Genomic DNA, 19,826 nt, shown 5'->3' with positions numbered 1-19,826 from the left:
ACTATGAAAAAATATATTATTCTTGCTACATTTCTGGCCGGATTGCCGGTATTGGCACAACAAAAAACCACTTCTAAGGCTAAAACTATTTCCCCGCGGATCAATATAGGAGCGCCAAACCCCAGAATTCTGGATAAGGCGATTAAAGAATATCCTATTTATTTTAAAGGATTCTCGGTGGTAATACAGGATGAGGCAACTGATGAACTGGGCAATCATATGCTGGTCGGACGAATCAAAGCATTGGAAAAAGACGAAAAGAAAAGAGATCCGCTCATCAATAAAGCAATAGATTTTTCAGTCGGATTTTATGATGATCGTGATATTATCATTTCAACTGATCAAAATTATAAAATTTTAAAGGTTAGGCCCACCTATCGGGCACAGACAATCAGCTATAATACAAAGCTTAAAAAATTTATCATTGGGGGCAATGAGTACGGTTACGGGAATTCAAAGGAGAGTTATGTCAGGAGATGGCAGCCTATGATTACAGTGGTGAATCTGGAACAGCACGGTGCTGCTTATGCTATTAAAAATGATTATTCCTGTTACCTGAAAGATTTGATTATTGAAGGAGATAAAATTCATGTTTTAGCTGCTTCTGAAGAAATCAGATATAATGAGAAGCTTGAAATCATTACTGTTGATCTGAATAAATTTCATGCTGATAAAGAAGCTTATTTACCTGAAATCTTAGATCCGATTTCCCATATCATCTCTGTAAATAATGATGTTGGTGGAATGGATATATCAGAAATTTCAAAGGTGGGCTCAGACTATTATTTTTCTACTTCTAATCTGGACCAGACTAATATGAAATACAAAACATATGTTTTCAAGTTTGATGGCAGAACCCTCCAAGATCAGACAGAGTTTAAATACTTTAATGATCATATATATTCCGATCCGGATTTGGTAAAGCTTAGCGGATTCTATATTGGCTCTTCAAACGACCCCATTTTTTTAACCCAGAGAATTGGGTTTAACGAAATGAATCTGACGAAAACAAATACCGATTTTTATATTAAAAAGAATATTAAAATTAAGTTATCTGATTATATCGAATGGGCAGAAATAGTAGTATTTACCAATGGTAACATCGTAGTGCTTTCACAAAACGAAAACAAAGTTTGGGAATATTCTGTTTATAATTCAGATTTGGTATTCACTAAAAAAATTAATTCCGGTCTCTCAGGAAATTATTATCCGGGAAAATTAAAAATAGCGGATGAACATACGGTGGAATGCCTTTTTTATGATACAAAAGGATTGAAGAATAATGCTGTGATACAACATGTTGCCGTAAACTAGCTTCAACGTAGTCCGAAAAGTTATTCTAGACTGGAATTTATTTAATATTAAAAAATAATTACAATGTCATCACTCTACGAAGTTGGTGTTATAAAACGCCAGGAATCAAAAATTCAAATCAGTGTTCAGGTTATTCATCCTGACAGCAATTACATTAATGCTTCGCCGGGATTTGCATTAATGCTGCTTTATCGTAACGTTAATAACGATTCTCCTATAAAAAAAGAAGTTGATTTTGATGATACCCTTGATGAATCATGGATGAGGGAAAATGCACGGGCTTTTATCCAATCGGTGGATCTGAAAATGGGGAAACCCAACAAAAGAGGGTGGAAGAATGGAGTTCTGGATATCACGGTAACACATCCTGCATGGCTGGAGCACCTGAAAGATATGAAGTATTGGGATTCAGCAGCATTTGATCCGGCACGGGAATACGATGCCTGCGAACCCAGATTTCCCATTAAGGACGAAACCCCTGTTGCTCCTTCAGACCTAACTTCAAAAGAAGGTTTTATGCCCATTTGGAAGTATATGATACCGGATTACCTGCTCAAAACCCCGAAAGATATTTTGTGGTTTCCTACATTGGGAGAGAAATATTATAAGGATTCCAATACGATGATTACCGATTTGTCTGACGAAAATCTGCAAAAGTGGGAGGGAACCCTTGTGAGAACAACAAAGTCATTTGGTATTTTACACAAACGTGAAACGGATTGGGGGATCATAAAGTGCGGCAGTGGTAGCATGGGATCTTCCTATATTGATGGCGAAATGACTCAAATGGTTTTGAACCCCAAGAAAAAGAATGGCTATGCAAGCTCTCCTGAATCTATTTTGAGATGGGGCAGACCTGTAGTGTATGAAACAGCAATCAATGGCGATACTATTTCTTTCAAACTGATGATCATGAGTGAAGATGATGACCGCATATTCCTGGAAACAAAAATGAGTGTGCTGAAGTTTATGCTAAAACGATTGGAATCCTTTTCCGGTAAGGAGTACCAGATAGAGGGACCTTTGTTTGAGAAACTAAACGCCATTATAAAAGAAAAAGACATTAGAGATACCCACACACTCTATCTCAGACACAGGGAGATCGCGGAACAGTTCATTGTGAGCTCAAAAATAGAAAAAATAAGGGATGTACCTTATCCGGACTTTTATCAATTGAGCAATGAAGAAATTATAGATCTCTATTCTTTTGAAAAATGGCCTGCTTATGAAATAACGGTTAAAGTAACAGATGCAAAGTGGCTGGAGCAATATCCTTTAGAGCCATTTTCTTACATTTTTAGTGAATATGATTAACAATAACCAAAACCTAATAAAGAAAAATAAACATGGAAAAAGCAGAAAAATTATCAGGCGACCAGCTTAAAGAAGTAAAAGAAATTCTTGCCAATACTGCAGTTGGAGAATTAGTGGAAGGTGAAGACTTTGCTGATTTAGCCTATACAAAAGTGGAATTCGGATATATTTATCTGAGAGAAGGTCATTATGAATCATTATTTAAAATGATAACAGACAGGAAGACCGTCTTTTTTGCAGCACAGCGTGGAAGCCTTATGCGTTTACAGGATGCCTTTACAGAAGCACAGTTCGAGGGAACGGTTGAGCAGATGAAGGCATTTCATGGCGACTGGCTATAAAAATTAAAGAATAAATGTTTTAAACTAATAATAAAATTATGAAAAACAATCATTTAAACTCAGAAGAAGCACAGAATACGTTGGCAGAAATTTCTGAAAAACTGCAGCCTTTGCTGGTTGAAGGACGGGAGTATTTTACAGAAATTACAAAAACAAAATATGGAAGTACGGGAGGAACGGTGAAATTTCGCGAAAATGGTATTGTATACAATAGTAACAGTTCCGATGAAATCGAAGAGCATTTGGATAAAATCGAGGAAACAAGACCGCATTCACTGATTGATTTCTTTCCTACTCATTCCAAAGTGAGATTCACGTTCAAAAAAGGAGAATCTATTGTGGCAGAAGAGTATACTGTTACCATGTATCTGGAAGATATTAAATACAGCATTGAAAACGAATCTTACCGGGATGAAAAAACCATCAAAAGTGAAATGCTGGCCCGTTTTTGCCAGGAAGCAGATGAATTGGGAATGTTTATCGACTCCACTGTGTATTATGATGATTCAACGATGCGTTCTTTTGATTTTATGAGGAACAGTAAAGATTTAGAATCCATTTATCACCTTGTTGGAGGAATGGAAGCCTTTTATTTCAAGTATGAAAACGGAAAAATAGAAGCACAGTCGGTTCCTGCATTCGAAGAACATGGATTAAGCCTGCTTGCCATTGATCATATTGAAGTAGAACCGGAATACAAAAAACGGCAGGATGCCTTTAAGCAAGGTGTACAGTTGCGTCAAGATTTTTTCCGTTCACTGGGAACTTTGGACGACCGTATTATTTATCTGCGTGTTGGTGGTTTCAGGGATTATTCATGGCCTGAAGACAGCACGGTACATAATTCCTGTAAAATGCGTGTCATTCACACTCCGGAAACAACTATATTGATAACAGACGGTTTATCGGATATTTATACTTCGTCACGTGATGATGCAAATCTGCAATATAACGGTATCGGAGCTGAATTTTATATGGAATTCTACGGAGACATTCCTTTTGAAGTGATGCATAAGCATTTTGCTATGGCCTTGATCAACAGTACTTCTCAGGTAGCCTTAGGTCATGGGGATATCAAGAACCTGATGCTTGCCCACCAATATTTTACCGTTGAGTTTACGGAAGATAACATTGAATTGTGGGTAAACCGTGAGAATAATGAAAACCATAACCTCAGAAGCTTTTTAACGCCCGGAAAATTCTTAAAAGATGGCAGTCTGGGAATAATGCTGGGAATGGAGTCTAAATTGGTTCCGCAAAAAGTGCAGCTTAACCTGGAAGAAGTTTTAATGATTTCTATCAAACCTTTTGATGCTAAGTGGCTGAAAAGAACAAAACTCAGAAGTAAAGATAACGACATCGTCAATGCCGCAAAAGGAGAGATTATTCAGGGATGGAAAGATAGTGGAGAAATGAATCTGGTTCCGCTGACTTACCAGCCGGAATATATTCAGACCGCACCGGAAGCCCAGGGAATGATTCTTGCCCCTTTGTTTCCTTTTTAACAACAATTAATTATTCAGGCCCATTCTTATTCTTTGGAATGGGCTTTATCATGGATACAGCCTTTCTATTATACTATTAGGTACCTTTTTTATTGTAAGAAAAATCCGGAAATTCCCAAAGTATTAATTCCTATCATGTTATTTTCCTTTGGCTGATATTGCTTTAAAATGTATTTTTAAATATGGAAAAACGATTAGCCACAATTTTATTTTCCTTAAGTATACTCAGTTTATCTGGCCAGAACAAAGATAATCCCAAAGAAAATAAATCCGAATTCAAAAAGAATAAAACAACCACTCCTATGATTTCAACAAAGAATTTAAGCTTATTACCAGATAAAACAAAGTTACAGGCAGTCTGTAAAGCTATTTCTGTTTTGGATGCCATTCTTTCCCCGGAATGGGAATACCGTTATTATTCTTATAACAGACAATGGTCAGCAGATGAAGAGTTCTGCGAAATGCGGGATGGTTCCGGAGATCAGATGCTCATTTTATTCAGAAAAGATGGCTGTGTAATTAATGGTTTCGCTCATGAATATAAACAATCCAATAAGCAACAACTTACAAAGGACCTGCCACCTATTTTTAATGAATTTATCTTTGGCGAACCCGTTAAAACAATTGGAACAACATTTTGTTTGTGGACTACAGAACAGAAAAACTGGAGAACCGGAAAGATTGAAAATGCTGAAGATCATTCCGGGGAAATGCTGAAAATTTTCGATGGAAACCCGCAAACCTATATAGATTGGGCAACAGAATACTTTGAAGAAAGTTATAAAAAAAGCGGAATTCCACTGGAAACGGTAGCCAAAATCTATAAAGGAGAAACTCTAACAAAACAAATGGTACTGAGCATTGTTGATCAGGTTGAAGATTGGGAACAGCTTAAGACCGACCTGAATGAAATTGGGTACCCTTATCAATTTTGATTCAACAGAAGATATGCAATGTTTCCAGCATAATTTTGTCAATTATCGCTGAGGTTCTCATTTTTATATTCCTCCCATAACATACATGTTTTCCATAGTAGGAACAAGGCTTCCCCCTTCTTTTTCAAGAGTGATGGCAAAGGCCTGTGCTTTTGAAATAGTAGCTAATACCACTTTAGTATCTTTATCTTCAGAATACATTCCTGCACTTACAGGCTTTCCGCCTTCAATAGCCCAAAGCTGGTACTGCATACCTTCAGGAGCTTTTGGAAGACTTTCAGCATTAAGATAAACCTCTTTTGTTTTTTTATCCCAGAATACCATAGCTTTCGCATCCTGATGTTTCTCTACACCTTTTAGCATGACGGTCTGCATATCAGGATTAGAAAACATAGTTATTTTCTGATTCATTTTCTGCATAGTGAAATCCAGAGATTGCTTCTCAGTTTTCATTTTTGCAATTTCTTTCTGTGTTTCAGATTGTTTGCTTACCCAAAAAAGATTTCCCGCGATACTTGCTAAAAATAAAACCGAAGCAGCAATACCTATAGCTTTCCAGTTATTATTTCTTTTACTATTTTGCTCTTCTTCCCATGGTTTAATATCAGGAGCCGGCACTGGAATAGACGTTTCAGATTTCTCCTGAAGAGTTTGTTCCTGCTGGATTTTGTTCCAGATTTTAGATTTCAAATCATCTGGAGGCAGTACGGCCTGGGCAGTAGCAAGATTTTCCAACGTTTTTTGTGCCTCTTCAAAAGCTGTTTTCACTTCAGCATTATTCTTCATCACACATTCCAGAATCCCTGCTTCCTCGGGAGAAGCATGTCCTAGAATATAAGATTCTATAATTCCGGATGATATGTATTCTTTAGTGTTCAATTTATTGATAATCTTTTAACAAGTCCTTTAATTTCATAAGTGCATTCCGCATTTTCGTTTTTACGGTTCCCAGGGGTATTTTCAGTTTCTCGGATATTTCGTTTTGGGTATATCCCTGATAATAGGCCAGATCTATAATTTCTTGCTTATCAGACTCAAGCCCTTCCAATACATTATTAAATCCAATATAATCAGAGGTATTGTTGGTCGTTGAAAGTTCTGCAGAATTATATACGAAATCGGGAAGCGGTTGGTTTTTAAGCTCATTTTGGAAGCCTTTGGATTTTAAATAATCTATCGCCGTATTCCGGGCAATATTGATCATCCAGGTGTAAAACCTTCCTTTTGAAGCATCATATTGATGAATAGAGTTCCAGATTTTAACAAAAACATCCTGAATGATTTCTTCCGTATATTCCTTAGACTGAACAATACGAAGAATAACCCCATACAGCGCACCAGAATAGTGGTCATAGAGATAATGAAAACCATTTTCGTTTTTTTCTTTTAGTAAAACGATAAGTTCCTCTTCTGAGCAGATTGTTTTAATAGCTTTTATTTTTCTATCCAAATGTAGTGAAATAAAACATATCCTAAATGAAATCCATAGGATCTTTTATTTCGTAAATGATTTCTTGGATATATTTTAAATGATGCCCCGGAATTAAACAGACAAAGATTTTGAATGAACCCTATTGGCCTTTTGATTTTATTTATTGTGAAATTAATTGATTGATTTTCAATTGATTTAAATTAATTTCCGTTTTTTTAAATCTAAAACAGATCTCAACTCGTAAGTGAAATTAAGAACACAAATTACCCATAATTAATTAAAAAATTCATACAATGAACACACGATCAAAAATCACAGTTTTAGCAATGGTAGCTTTATCATTTGCGTTCAGCGGGAAGGTAACTGCACAAACGATGAAAGAAAAAACAGTAATGGTAGGAGGGGCTCCAATGTATCCCTCTAAGAATATTATTGAAAACGCCGTAAATTCTAAAGATCATAAAACTTTGGTAGCTGCCGTAAAAGCGGCGGGATTGGTAAATACATTAGAAGGAAAAGGTCCTTTTACTGTACTGGCTCCTACTGATGCCGCTTTTGCAAAACTTCCGAAAGGGACAGTAGAGAATCTTGTAAAACCTGAAAATAAAGCGATGCTTGCAAGCATACTAACGTACCACGTTTTACCCGGAAAATACAGTGCTAAAGAAATATGGAGCACCGTAAAAGCAGGAAATGGAAAAAGCATGATGAAAACAGTACAGGGAGAAGACCTTACATTTTGGACGAAAGGAAAGGATCTTTATATAAAAGATGCTAAAGGAAACAGTGCCAAAGTTACCATTGCTGATGTAAACCAGTCTAACGGGGTTATTCATGTGATAGATACGGTTCTGATGCCGTAGAAATTTAAGATTAAGCAGCATGTTTTCAATGTGCTGTTTTTCTTTTACTTAATCAAACACCTAAAAAATTAATAGTATGAAAAAAATGATTCATGTTTCTAATCAGGGAGCTACCCTTGATACAAGCCGAAGAAACTTTTTAAAATTGAGTGGAATAGGACTGGCCATTGCCGGGCTTACCATAATAGGCTGTGATGATGATAATGATTTTTATCCAATGGATAATAACCAGATTTTTGATCTTGGATCAGGAGATGTTGGAATTTTAAATTATGCCTATGCTCTTGAACAGCTGGAAGCCGATTTTTACACGAAAGTAGTCAATAATTTTTATTCCGGAATTTCCAGTGTAGAGAAAGAGGTTTTTACGGATCTTTATCATCATGAAGTGATTCACCGGGACTTTTTTAAAGCAGCTATTAGCAGTGCAGCCTCAAACGTTCTTCCAAAGCTTGAATTCCAATATCCCAATGTAAATTTTAATGACAGAAACTCTGTACTGGCCACTGCAAAAGCATTGGAAGACACCGGAGTAGCAGCGTACAACGGTGCCGGAAAATACATAACCAATCCAGCTTATCTTGTTATTGCCGGAAAAATAGTTTCAGTAGAAGCGAGACATGCATCTGCCATCAGAAACCTGATCAATCCCGGATCTGCAGATTTCTCAGGTGACGATGTAGTAGACGCCAACGGACTTGATCTTGCCAAAGAGCCGAAAGATATTGTAATGGCAGCAGGAGGTTTTATTAAAACCCGGTTTACGTGGAAAGAAAGAGGTATTAATTAATCATTCATCTTTAAAAATTTACATTATGAACATTCTCAGACTATTAGATAAGCTTTCCTATGATCAGTTTTTCATTAAGGAAGCCTCCAGATTAGAAACAATGACGAATACATCACTATTCGGGAAAAAAGCAGCTGTAGCGGCAGTTTCTCTTGGATCGGGAGCTTTAATGGCTGCACCGACAAACAAAGAAATCACAGGTACCGCTCTGAAAAATACCTTGACAGATGCTTTACAGTTAGCACTTGTTTTGGAATATCTTGAAAATGAATACTATGCTATAGGATTATCAACGCCTGGATTGATACCCAATTCAGACAGGACTGTTTTTATGCAGATTTCAAAACATGAAGCAGCGCATGTTGGTTTTTTGAAAACTACACTCACTTCCCTTGGAGTCCCTCCGGGTAATAAGCCTACTTTTGATTTTACGGCTAATGGAAGCTTTTCTCCATTTACAGATTATAATCAATTTCTCATTTTGGCCCAGGCTTTTGAAGATACGGGAGTGAGGGCTTATAAAGGGCAGGCCGGAAATGTTATGTCAAACAAAGTTGTACTTCAGGCGGCATTACAGATTCATTCCGTAGAGGCAAGGCATGCCTCTCAGGTGAGAAGAATGAGGGCTAATAAAGGTTGGATAGAGCTTGCCGATGGCGGAAATATGCCTTCAGCAACCAATCCTGTTTATGCCGGCGAAGACCTCATTAATCAGGCAGGTTATAACACAGGAACTTTATTTGGAGCAGCAGCGGGTTCTGCCGCTTATGATGAAATTTTGAGCAGCAGCGATGCGCAGACTATTGCAGGCTTGTTTATAGTGTGATTTTATGAAGTATTATTTAGAGATAATACTCTGTTGTACCTTATGAAACAAAAAGAAAACCCTTGCTTCAAAAGCTGTATGCTCTTTAAGAAAATAAGCTCCCCACTATCCGGTGGGGAGCTGTATATTTGATATAACTCTTTAGTTTAAATAAATTAAGCGCGGGCTTAATTAAGTTCATAATTGGCAATCACCAGACCCAGAATAAAATGAACATAGTCCTGTTCAGCATCTTTTCTGTTGATCAGCTTGTTTTTATACTCGTAGGAAGACAGCCTTTTTGCCAGCCTCTCGTAAACTTCAAATTCATTTCCTTTAATTTTTACCCTCATATTACCGTCTCTTCGGGTAACGAGCTGATCGTCTAAAGTTCTTACTTTAAACAATGCTTCACATAATGTCAGACGGGACTTCATTGATCCGATATATCTTTCAACTATATTTACCTTGAACGAATCAAATAGGATGTTGTGAAAAACAATTTTAGAGTTGGGCTCCTGAGTATTGAGCTCAAGTTTATAGTTCATGAATTTAAATTTTTTATAAAATAGATTTAATTATATCAAACAGCATTTATTTTGTATGCTTTTATCATTAGGTTCCAGTAATAAGGATGATAACTCATTCAGTTATTGGAAATAGAAAAGGAAGGATTACTCATTCATTCTCAGCTGCTGGTTAAATCCTTAACATAATATCATTTCAATGATAAGGACAAAAACAGTTAACAAATATAACACTTAAAACTTTAATTTAATAATATTTATGTTCACACTATCGGGAAAATTCGCTGAATTTTATAATTTATATAATACAGGAAAATGAAAGTAAGCTGTTTTAATAAATGAAAGGTTTTGTATGATGTTGATTTTTAATCATATGGTGTGATTTGTGCGGCCCTTTATATCAAATCAATATCATATTAACTTGGCTGGATTAAATATTTTTTAGAATTTTGCGCGTTCTTAAAAAAAGACTTAAAAAAGATTCTACTATCCATGAAAATAAAAACTATTCTTTTTAAAACCCAACTGATAGCTTCTCTTTCGGCAGCAGTATGGGGATTCGGCCAGACTGCTCATCAGAATAATGATAAAGATTTTATGCTTAACCTGAACTTTTTCCCGGTTGATAATAATTTTGCCAAAAGCGGGGTAGAAGTAAAGGACGGATACATCATCGCAGGGCAGAATTTTGTGAATGAGGGTGATAAACAGTTCAATTCTGCCATCATTAAAGTGTCTAAAGATGGGAAAGTGCTCAAAAAAACATTCCTGGGCGATAATAAAAACTATGATGATGAGTCTTTTAATAAAACTGTTTTTAGCATCACGAACAATAAGCTAGTTCAGATAGGATCCAAAAAAATGGATAAACGATCCCGTCTCTGGCTAAGGGAAATAGATGATAATCTCAATGTCTTACAGGAAAAAGTGGTAGAAACTGTACCTGCAGATGTATCGTTTGATCCTTTGGTTTTTAATGTAAAAGACGGATTTTATTGTGTAACCAATTCTGCATTTTCCCGTGACAGAGAACTCAATGTTACCTTTATCTCCAATGATCTGCAGAAAATTGAAAACAATGTGATCAGTTTTATAGAACCTCCGTTTGATTTTTATAATACAGGATACTATTCTGCTGCACTGGATCAGAATAAGCTTTATGTTCTGATGGGCGCTGTTGATGAAAGAGGCTCTTATGCATACAAAAGCTATCTTCTTGAATATGATCTGGTTTCCAAAAAAGTAACCCGCCATAAAAAGATCACCGGTGAAGAATTTCAAGGTAAAAAAATACTGATTCATAAAAATCAGATTTATGTTGTCGGAATGACCGATACGAAGGAACAATTTCCGAATAAACAGACCAGAAGAAATACTTCAGTCCGAGTTTATAATATGAACTTTGATAAAGTCCGTGAGTTTAATTATAACCCGAGCAGTAATCAGGGGAAATTTACGGAGCATATGCACGATGCAGCGATTGTTGCAGATAAGCTGTATATAACAGGAGAAATGTATAATTTTGGCGGTAGCTTTTCCAATGAATCTGTTTATCTCGTCTTTGATCTTCAGGGAAAGCTTCTGGACGAAAGATTTCTGAAATATGGTACTCCTTACAGCGAAAACAGACTGATCAAAATTTCAACACTAAAAAATGACGGGCTGATGCTTCTTGGAAAGGGAGACGGATGGAGAATTCTTATCAAATAATAAACAGATCATGAGATATTTAATTATTATTCTACTGCTTCTTTCCGGCGGCAGCCTGTATTCACAAAAGGCTAAAGGAAATGCAATAGCAGATAAAGATTTTCTGAAATACCTTCTTTCTGCCAATGAACAGAACAGTATTGCTGTAGATTCTACCTATCAGTCTTTAAGGCTGGATGCCAACAAAGACGGGATTATTTCAACTTCAGAAGCCGAAAAAGTAATGCAGCTGAACATTGAAAAGACTCCTATGGTAACTTTGAAGGGAATTGAACTTTTCAAAAACCTTAAGATCTTATTGATCAAGGCAGAAACCTTAAAAGACCTGAATGGGGTAGAAACCCTTAAGAAGCTTAAGCATATAGACTGTTCTTTCAATAAATCACTGAAAGAATTATCCTTTAAAAATCTTCCGAAACTGGAAACCATCGACTGCACCTGGTCTGCCCTTACCAAACTGGAACTTGCAGAACTGCCCAGCCTGAAAAGACTCAGATGCGGAACCAACCAATTGGGAAAACTGGACCTTTCCCAACTGACTTCTCTTACGGAGCTGGTTTGTGAAAGCAACAGTCTTACAGAACTTTCAGTAAACCATCTTAAAGACCTGAAATCTTTGCGCTGTGAAAATAATCTCTTAAGGAATCTTGAGGTGAGTAACCTCAAAGAACTGGAATACTTTAACTGTTCCTACAATGAAATTTCCACATTGAATTTTGAAAACTTCAAAAAGCTGACCGATATCAACTGTGCCTACAACAGAATTAAAAAACTGAACATTAAGACCAACGGAAAACCGCTTACTCGCCTTACTATTGAGGGAAACCGCTATATCAATACATTTTGCTATAACGATTTTGATATTGAGCTCATTAAAACAAGCAACATCGAAAAGATCAGTCTCACGAATTCCTGTAATTGATCAGTCAGGTATCATTAAAATTAAAGAATAACAAAGAAGCCGTCTCATCTTGGGACGGTTTCTTTTATGTTTTTATACCTCGCAGATCCAGCAAATTGAGCAGATTTTTTGTTGGAAAACGCAATAGGCACAGGAATTTGAACCATTATAACGCTTTTAAGGCGCAAGAAAACCAAAGGTTTTCAGTTATTTCTACCACAGAATAAGAAAACACTTTCCTTTGCTGAGTGTTAACGCCCTTGCGCCCTAAAAACAGCATGGATCTAAAAAATATTAGCGTCCTTAGCGTTAAACCAACAATATATTTAAAAAAAATATGTAAAATCGGTGTGATCTGTGGGAGATCAATGAAGCTTTATCCTTTTTTGGAAGAAAACTTTTCTATGGCTTCCTCTGTGACAGGAGTAAAGAAATTAACCAGATTGCCATCCGGATCCCTGAATAGTAAAGACTGATTACCCCAAGGCATTATTGTGGGTTCCTGTACAAGATAAGGAGTAAGGAAAGTTCTTAACTGCTCAAATTTCTTTTCAACATCGCTTACCAGAAATTCTATGATAACAGAACGGTTTTCTGCCGGTTGGGCGACACTTTCGCCGCCAAAAAACTGTAAAGTTCCAGTGCTTCCAATGGCAATGGTTGCTGTAGGAGTCTGAAGTTCTGCAAAATCAGGAGTATATTGTATCGCCTTGATACCTGTTACCTGCTCATAAAAAGGAATTAATTTTTCAATTTCGGACGTAATAATACGGATGGATACTGCATTCATTTTTTGAAGTTTTTAAATTACTTCACAAAAATAGAGTAGAGTTGTGACAAGAGTGTGTCAGGAGACTTGCTGGATAAAAAAGGTTTTATAAAAAAATCCTGACTGTATTGTGTCAGGATTTATACGTATGGAAAGGTGGGCCTATTTAGAATCTCCCGGTTTGTGCTCGTGTGGTTTTAAATTGGGATGTTTGGGTTGGTTTTCTGGCGTAACTCTTCTTCTTTTGTCAGATGTTCCATCTTGTGTTTTAGGTTTAGGACCAGTTTTGATTGCTTTAATTGTTTCCATAAAGATAATTTTAGTTAGTAATTTAGATTGCTGTTAGAGGTATTAATTAACCCGAGCTCAGGTTAATTATCAATTGAATTAAGATAAAAACCTTGATTTTAATACAGAGATATAAATACAATTTCCGCGGTGCCGGAGGCACCGCGGAATCATCAAACTATCCCTTATGATAAGGGCATCCGGCTGCCGGATCAGCAGTATTACCGGTAACTGCCATATCCGGCTTTTTATCAAAAAACTGTTCTTCAATGATTTTTCTCTGGTCTTCGGGAATATCTTCCAGCTTACGAAGCGTATTGGTCTGGATGTGGGGCCAGCTTGTTGTACCTCCATCGTTTCCGAAGTCAAATTCGAAGAAAACAATCTGTTCGTATTGGAGTTGAAGGATTTCTTTTCCGTTTTCAACAACCGTTTCAATCCACATGTACATATCTACTTCAACGGTAGGAACAAAGCGGTTAACAAAAGGAACATTTAAAATACCTCCCTGTGCACCGGTCTTCATTTTGGAAGACATCTTGACGTGGACGTAGTTTTTGACTTCCTGTCCTCTCAACGTATCACGGAGCCTCATATCAGGCCGTACGGAATAAGGATACAGATCATCAGCCAGTATTCGCTGGGTGTAGATCTTGTTTGATCCCGGGTCGTTCTCATCTGTCAGGATTTCATGTACCCAATCCGGTGCAGGCTGGTCCAGATCAATAATATGATCAGGTGTTACCCCGGCGCTGCCCATAGTGCGTGAAATAGAAAGATGATCCGGCTGCCATGCTTTCTCACCATATGGGAATTCAGGAGAGCCATTGATTAAATAACTCTGATTTTTAGGGGCAATATCTCCTAATAAGGTAATAGTACTGCCGTGAGGAATAACGCCGCTTCGAGAAATAGAATAATCCGGAATGAAATAAGGACCATCAAGACCAGCTCCGGGTTTTAATTCCTGAGCAGGAATAATTTCGTAGTAAGGCTGTCCTGGCTGCAGCTGGCTTTGAAGAATATATTCCTTTTCCTGTCCGTCCGGTGAAATGCGGAGAAGAGGCTCATCCCTGTATTTTCCGTCATAGCCGTAATTTTTATAATCTTCTTCTGAGAATGCGTGAATACCGCGGTCTCTTTCGATAGATTCTTTAGTTGCAGCATGATTGTACATATCGCTCAGCCATAGGTACATCCCGTTTTCCTCATGAATAGGCGTATATTTTAATGCATCTTGTCCTTCTACGGTGTTAACGCTCTTGATACTTTGTTCATATTTTACCGCTCCGCAGAACAGTTCACTGGCTCCGCCCCGGTTACGCACACCACCGGGAACGATGGAAAACGTAAGCTTTTCAATATATTCTTCACAGTCGAAGCTGAATTTTCCCGGAATAGTTCCTGAATTAGTACCCGGAGAAGGCATAATTGTGGTATGGACACCGCTGGCTAATGAAGGCCGGCTAATATTCTCGTTGTAATTGGCATTGTAGCTCACCCATGTTCCGTCCAGAGCCGCCAGAATACCGTAATCTACACTATTCTCAATCTGTTGAAGGTTCTCTTCCCTGAAGGGTCTTACCGGGTCATCAATAAGAAGTTTAGAGTACCCGTCCATCAATTCTTCCAAAAATCCTTGCTGGCCGGCTTTTGCGGTTCTCAGTAGCTGACTTCCGGCCTCAAGACCTTCTTTTTTTCGTTTAAGCATGATATATTGTTTTTATGGTTATGGTTACAAACTGATGTATTCGAAAGTAGGACCTGCTGTATATTGAGAATCCAATGGCTGTTTCATTAATCCGACAGCCTGTTCTTTCAGGGCATACATGTACATGATTGATTTTTCCAGTTCTTTCTGGTTGCCTTCCACTGCGCTCTGGATGGCATCTAATAAACGGCGGTAGGTCTTGTTGAATTCCACGCCCTGAGCATATAACTCTTTGTTGTCCGTATAATCGCTTAGCTTAGGGTTTTCTTTCATAGGATAAGCCGCACTCCAGTCTACAGGAAGAGGTTTCCCTGTCGGCGGGGTAGCAACGGGCATCATTCCGTCTTTATCCATGAAAGGCTCATAATTCCCTCCAATATAGAAATGCTCATGGAAAACTTCTTTAAATCTGAAATAATGAGCCAGTTCCACTCCCTCTTCAAACTGGGAAGGATCAACATCAAAAATAGAATCATCTGCACCTTCACCCTGTCCCTTGATTTCCTGGAAAACGGCAATTACCCCTTCCAGAGCTTCTACCGCATGTAATTTTCCACCGCTACCATAATATTGTTCCGGGCGGATCTGTTTGGCGGGATCTCCTGTGAAAATTCCTCCTGTGTTTAATTCTTTGAAGCTGGTAGGAAGGCTTCCGTGTTCCTGATAATAGGCAATAATCTGGAAAACCGTAATATAAAAGAACAGAACATCATAATATTCTCCGATGGTATGAACATTTTCCATGATAAAACCTTTCATATTTTCAAGTGTCCAGAAATTGTTTTCCTGCACGGCCATTCCTTTGGCTAATTTTGCACTGAATTCAAATTCCGGTTTGTACTTCGGAGCTTTTACTAGAGGACTGCTTGGACTTTCAATAGCGATAAAAGTGGCAATGCTATTGGGTGAAAACGTCTCGAGACCGACATAGAAATCAACATTCATGGGCAATTTCATCGGATAAACAGGGTAGTTCTGTGGTTTGTTCACAGAAGGCTGGATATTGATTGCATTCAGAACATTACAAACCATGATGAGGTGAAGCATTTCTTCAACAGCCACACTTCTGATGATCTGTGAAGCCAATGGATTCGTTCCCTCCTTGATGGAATAAAGAGCCGTAAGGTAGGGAGGAATGGTAGAATGCTCAATAAGGATAGCTGTCTGTAAAAGATCCTGAAGAACAGGACGGTAATCAATAGCAGCTAATCCCTTTTTTACCTTAGATGCTTTTTTATCCTTAAGCGGTAAATCTGAAATTTTTGAGCCGAACTGTGAACTTAAATACTGGTCAAACTCTTCAATCTGGTCATTGAGCAGCAGGTTCGTCAGCATTTTGCTGTGATGCTTTAATCCGTCAGTCCATTCTTGTTTACCTAAAGTGGAGTCAAATAATAAAGATTGTAGAGAAGTGTCGTCTGCAACGATAGTATCCCTACTTAAAGCCTTCGAAGACCGTAACGTTGCCGCTTTACTTTGAGGTATTGTTTCCTGTTCCTGAAGTTCTGTTTTATTGATAAGTCTTTGTCTCATGATTTTAATTTTTAAAAATGGGCTTCCAGATCGGTCAGGATAGATTCTACTGAACGGATCGTGAATGCAGATAAGGTTAAAGTAGGGTTGGAGGTTCCCAACGTTGTCATATTTCCGGCTCCGACGATGTATAAATTCGGGTGATCCCAGGATTTACAGTAGCTGTCCGTTACAGAGTCGTCCGGTGAAGAGCCCATTCTGTGGGTTCCCACAATATGTCCGGCTCCGTTGTAAGAATATCTTACATTATTATATACCGTTGTATTGGGATCTGTCGCGTTATACTTGGTGAAATCCTGAATTCCCAGCCTTTCAAACATCTGGTCTGAAGCCAGTTTTGCCTGTTCCATTGCCTTCTTTTCATAATCCGTAAGCTCGTAATGTACCACAGGACGCGGAATGCCCAGTGCATCCATGTACTGATTATTAATGGTTACTCTGTTATTAGGATTCGGCAGCTGTTCAATTTCAAAATGGAATAAAACCTGTCTGGAAAGCCTGTAGGTTAAAGCTTCTTTCAAATCTGTTCCAAAAAGCCCCTGTCCTAAGAATTCCGAAAGATCTGATCCCGGAGAAAAGGCAGGCCAGCTCCATCCCCAGTTATCGAGCGGAGAGATCCATGCCGAAAACTCACTCCTGAACTTCCCGTCACGGAAAGACGAAATATTGGTAGTCGATCCGGGCCCTCTATAGGAATATACTGGTTCAGGGAACAACCCCCAGGTCAGCATGACCATATGATCCATTAAATTTCTTCCTACCTGATCGCTGTTGTTGGCCACTGTTTTTTCTACCTGCCGGCCGTTTTCGGTAACCATATATTTTGAATTCAACAGAATTTTTGGATTTTCAAAAGCATTGGCTGCCAGAATAACGATAGAATCTGAAGTATCAATAAACTCTTCTATAAAATCTGTTTTCTCTTTTGAAGTATATCTTCTCAAATGAACTTTCGAAATTCTCTTCTGGTCAACGCTTAAACGATACACCACACTCTGAGCTTTAATCTCTATATGCGGATTGCGTTTAAGATTATCATTTTCATTGATTTTATACAATGCCTTTTTCAGGGTTTTTAAAGCATTGTATTTGGCCTGAACCGGGCAGATCGGTACACAGGAAGCATTACCTTCACAGCGTTCGCCCATATAAGGATTCCAGATGGATCCGAGCGCTTTGTATTCTTCTTTTTCCGAATCGTCCAGCACCAGGCTGTAGCCAGGCTTTTTATATTTTGCCCTGATGACTTTTGTATTTCCGTATCGAAGGTTTGGGGCAGAATTTCTTCCTTGCGGAGAAGGAACCAACAGTAACTGGATTTCTTCAAAATTCAGTTTAACACTTGTATCTTTAAGGCCTTTAATGATTTGATTATCCATGTAACTTTGGGGAATTTCTTCCATCGGAAACACATAATTGCCATAGTATTCTTCCATACTTTCATCGATGGGATATTCCTGTTTTGAAACATCTCCGGAAACACCGATCTCGAATTCAGCCATTTCGTAGTAAGGTTTTAAAGTATCGTAATCAATCGGCCAGTTGATCGGGCTTTTGTCGGAAGAATCAGGCTTATTGATCTCAATGCCATATTTTTCTGTAAGTCTGAAATCATTGGGAAGCATTCTTGGAGTAGTTCCCAGCCAGTGGAGGGTAGTTCCGCCTCCAACCCGGATCGCATCACTTGCAAAGGCCATAGGGCCAAACTGAACCAGATATCCTTTTTTATCAGGAAATGGAGGAGTGATCTGTGCGACGTCCAGAACGTTGGGTGAAGGAGCCTGCTTTAAATTGGGATAAGGAGAATTCGGAACTTTGGCTTCCTGAGTATAAAAAGTACGCATATACTCAGTATAATTGGTCATGGATGATACAGAATCCAGTTCAACCCCGGCTTCCAGACCGGCTTCATACATCAGAATCGATATTTCGTGATAGAATTCAAGAAAGAAATAGGTTTTAAAAAGCTCTAATCCAATCCTGTTTTCAAGCGTTTTGGGATCGATATTCTTTTTAGCTGCCTGAGCATCAATTTCTTTATGAGTCCTGTCTTTAGAATTGTTGATTTCGTTTTGATAGGAAGCAGATGCAGGCAGATGTTCTAATTTTTTAACTGATTCAAAATCAATTTCTGCCAGTATTTCTTTAAATCTCAGATTCGCTGCCGTACGATGAATGAATTTTTTTCCGTTCACGCTGTACACATGATCCGTCAGCAGTTTAGCGATCAGCGATCCGGCGATCCCTGTTCCTACGATGATCACATCTTTTTTGTGGGTAGGCTTTCTCATGAGTTGCTGTTTACAGGTTCAACTGCCCAGGATTTATAACCGGGTTGTTTGGCCCCCGGCGGATGGGCATTCATCACGTTCCATACCAGTCCTTCCTGATAAGAAAGATCGTTGATATAAGCTCCTTCCCAGGTCCCTAGGTACCATAAAGTAATTACCTTATCAGCAATATCACTCATTCCTGGATTCATGACGATTTCAGAAACAATTGCATTTTTTAACTGATCTTCAGTGAAAGACTTTTCAAGCACATTTTTAGAAACAGTCAGAAATTCTACAAACGTACCTGCGTCAAGGTTTCCCAGAATGTAAGTGTAGTACGTTTCTGTGAGCCCTGTAGATTGAAGTTCGTTCACCGTAAATCCGGTAAGGGCCTGTGAGATCGACATAAACACGTCGAAATAATAATCATCAACGTTGAGGATTTTGTTCGTAATAATCATTTCGTTAAAAGTTTGATGGTTGTGGTATCTTTATTTTTGTAATCATGGCTGGGCTTTCTGTCAGAAATTTCTGGGCATTGTTTGAACACCCATCTCATTTTCAGAAATGGTTTGTGGCTTTGAGGGCTATCCATAATGATCAGTTTTTGTTTATCCCGAAATTACCGAGATCCCGTTACATACGATTCAGTATTTCTACGTAATTTTTGTAAGTGTTTAAATTAAACGGCACATGAAATACTCTAAATAAAGAGATTTGGAGTGATTTGTTTTCACTTAATTTAGAATTATTTTAAATAGGTGGGATTTTCTTTTATCTGTTAATTATTTTTCAGTCAACAAATGTATAGTCTA

At 38.0% G+C, this 19,826-nt stretch carries 19 protein-coding genes; 10 read left to right on the top strand and 9 right to left on the bottom strand.

The genetic code is table 11. From position 1 onward, the window contains the following. Positions 1-3 precede the first annotated feature (3 nt). The 5 genes from FW768_RS05005 to FW768_RS04985 all read left to right on the top strand — a co-directional run bounded on the left by FW768_RS05005 (position 4) and on the right by FW768_RS04985 (position 5,409). Entirely contained in the window at positions 4-1,314 is a 1,311-nt protein-coding gene (locus tag FW768_RS05005) for a hypothetical protein (protein WP_153393219.1), read from the top strand. A gap of 63 nt (positions 1,315-1,377) precedes the next feature. Continuing rightward, a complete protein-coding gene (locus tag FW768_RS05000; RefSeq protein WP_153393216.1) occupies positions 1,378-2,628 on the top strand; it encodes a hypothetical protein in 1,251 nt (416 codons plus the stop codon). A gap of 32 nt (positions 2,629-2,660) precedes the next feature. Beyond that, positions 2,661-2,969, top strand: a complete 309-nt coding sequence (locus FW768_RS04995) for a hypothetical protein (protein WP_153393213.1) — start codon at positions 2,661-2,663, stop codon at positions 2,967-2,969. Positions 2,970-3,007: 38 nt separating this feature from the next. Continuing rightward, positions 3,008-4,474, top strand: coding sequence for a hypothetical protein (locus FW768_RS04990; protein WP_153393211.1), 1,467 nt, complete (start codon positions 3,008-3,010; stop codon positions 4,472-4,474). Positions 4,475-4,656: 182 nt separating this feature from the next. After that, complete coding sequence (locus FW768_RS04985; protein WP_231128634.1) at positions 4,657-5,409, top strand: hypothetical protein; 753 nt, start codon at positions 4,657-4,659, stop codon at positions 5,407-5,409. A 63-nt stretch (positions 5,410-5,472) separates the two neighbouring features. On the opposite strand, the gene FW768_RS04980 is transcribed toward FW768_RS04985, so the two are convergent. Together FW768_RS04980 and FW768_RS04975 are read right to left on the bottom strand one after the other, a co-directional pair. Continuing rightward, positions 5,473-6,288, bottom strand: a complete 816-nt coding sequence (locus tag FW768_RS04980; protein ID WP_153393208.1) for an anti-sigma factor — start codon at positions 6,286-6,288, stop codon at positions 5,473-5,475. Position 6,289: 1 nt separating this feature from the next. Beyond that, positions 6,290-6,859: an RNA polymerase sigma factor gene (locus FW768_RS04975; protein ID WP_231128633.1), complete on the bottom strand. Its 570-nt coding sequence runs from the start codon at positions 6,857-6,859 to the stop codon at positions 6,290-6,292. A 275-nt stretch (positions 6,860-7,134) separates the two neighbouring features. Here FW768_RS04975 and FW768_RS04970 point away from each other — a divergent pair, with 275 nt between their 5' ends. From FW768_RS04970 to FW768_RS04960, 3 genes are all read left to right on the top strand, one after another. After that, positions 7,135-7,704, top strand: coding sequence for a fasciclin domain-containing protein (locus tag FW768_RS04970; RefSeq protein WP_153393206.1), 570 nt, complete (start codon positions 7,135-7,137; stop codon positions 7,702-7,704). Between the two features lie 76 nt (positions 7,705-7,780). Further along, positions 7,781-8,494, top strand: coding sequence for a ferritin-like domain-containing protein (locus tag FW768_RS04965; protein ID WP_153393203.1), 714 nt, complete (start codon positions 7,781-7,783; stop codon positions 8,492-8,494). Positions 8,495-8,519: 25 nt separating this feature from the next. Continuing rightward, entirely contained in the window at positions 8,520-9,320 is an 801-nt protein-coding gene (locus tag FW768_RS04960; protein WP_153393200.1) for a ferritin-like domain-containing protein, read from the top strand. A gap of 167 nt (positions 9,321-9,487) precedes the next feature. On the opposite strand, the gene FW768_RS04955 is transcribed toward FW768_RS04960, so the two are convergent. Continuing rightward, complete coding sequence (locus FW768_RS04955) at positions 9,488-9,847, bottom strand: prevent-host-death protein (RefSeq protein WP_153393198.1); 360 nt, start codon at positions 9,845-9,847, stop codon at positions 9,488-9,490. Between the two features lie 471 nt (positions 9,848-10,318). Between FW768_RS04955 and FW768_RS04950 the strand changes: the two genes are divergently transcribed. Together FW768_RS04950 and FW768_RS04945 are read left to right on the top strand one after the other, a co-directional pair. Then, entirely contained in the window at positions 10,319-11,536 is a 1,218-nt protein-coding gene (locus FW768_RS04950; protein WP_153393194.1) for a hypothetical protein, read from the top strand. Between the two features lie 10 nt (positions 11,537-11,546). After that, positions 11,547-12,458 (top strand): leucine-rich repeat domain-containing protein, encoded by a 912-nt coding sequence (locus FW768_RS04945; RefSeq protein WP_153393191.1) that lies wholly within the window; start codon positions 11,547-11,549, stop codon positions 12,456-12,458. A 355-nt stretch (positions 12,459-12,813) separates the two neighbouring features. Here FW768_RS04945 and FW768_RS04940 read toward each other — a convergent pair whose 3' ends face one another. The 6 genes from FW768_RS04940 to FW768_RS04920 form a co-directional block, all read right to left on the bottom strand. Next, positions 12,814-13,227, bottom strand: a complete 414-nt coding sequence (locus tag FW768_RS04940; protein ID WP_153393188.1) for a VOC family protein — start codon at positions 13,225-13,227, stop codon at positions 12,814-12,816. Positions 13,228-13,368: 141 nt separating this feature from the next. After that, complete coding sequence (locus FW768_RS23465; protein ID WP_185151937.1) at positions 13,369-13,515, bottom strand: hypothetical protein; 147 nt, start codon at positions 13,513-13,515, stop codon at positions 13,369-13,371. 157 nt (positions 13,516-13,672) lie between these two features. Further along, complete coding sequence (locus FW768_RS04935; protein WP_153393185.1) at positions 13,673-15,205, bottom strand: peroxidase, FMP-type; 1,533 nt, start codon at positions 15,203-15,205, stop codon at positions 13,673-13,675. 24 nt (positions 15,206-15,229) lie between these two features. Next, positions 15,230-16,738 (bottom strand): ferritin-like domain-containing protein, encoded by a 1,509-nt coding sequence (locus tag FW768_RS04930; RefSeq protein WP_153393182.1) that lies wholly within the window; start codon positions 16,736-16,738, stop codon positions 15,230-15,232. An 11-nt stretch (positions 16,739-16,749) separates the two neighbouring features. Then, positions 16,750-19,029: a GMC oxidoreductase gene (locus FW768_RS04925; RefSeq protein ID WP_153393179.1), complete on the bottom strand. Its 2,280-nt coding sequence runs from the start codon at positions 19,027-19,029 to the stop codon at positions 16,750-16,752. Beyond that, on the bottom strand, positions 19,026-19,472 hold the full coding sequence (locus FW768_RS04920; protein WP_153393176.1) for a hypothetical protein: 447 nt from the start codon (positions 19,470-19,472) through the stop codon (positions 19,026-19,028). Before FW768_RS04920 ends, FW768_RS04925 begins: the two co-directional genes overlap by 4 nt. Positions 19,473-19,826 lie beyond the last annotated feature (354 nt).

The sequence above is a fragment of the Chryseobacterium vaccae genome, from assembly GCF_009602705.1.
Lineage (GTDB): Bacteria > Bacteroidota > Bacteroidia > Flavobacteriales > Weeksellaceae > Chryseobacterium > Chryseobacterium vaccae.
The sequence above is the reverse complement of the archived record's forward strand: the minus strand, read 5'-3'. Positions and strand labels throughout refer to the sequence as shown.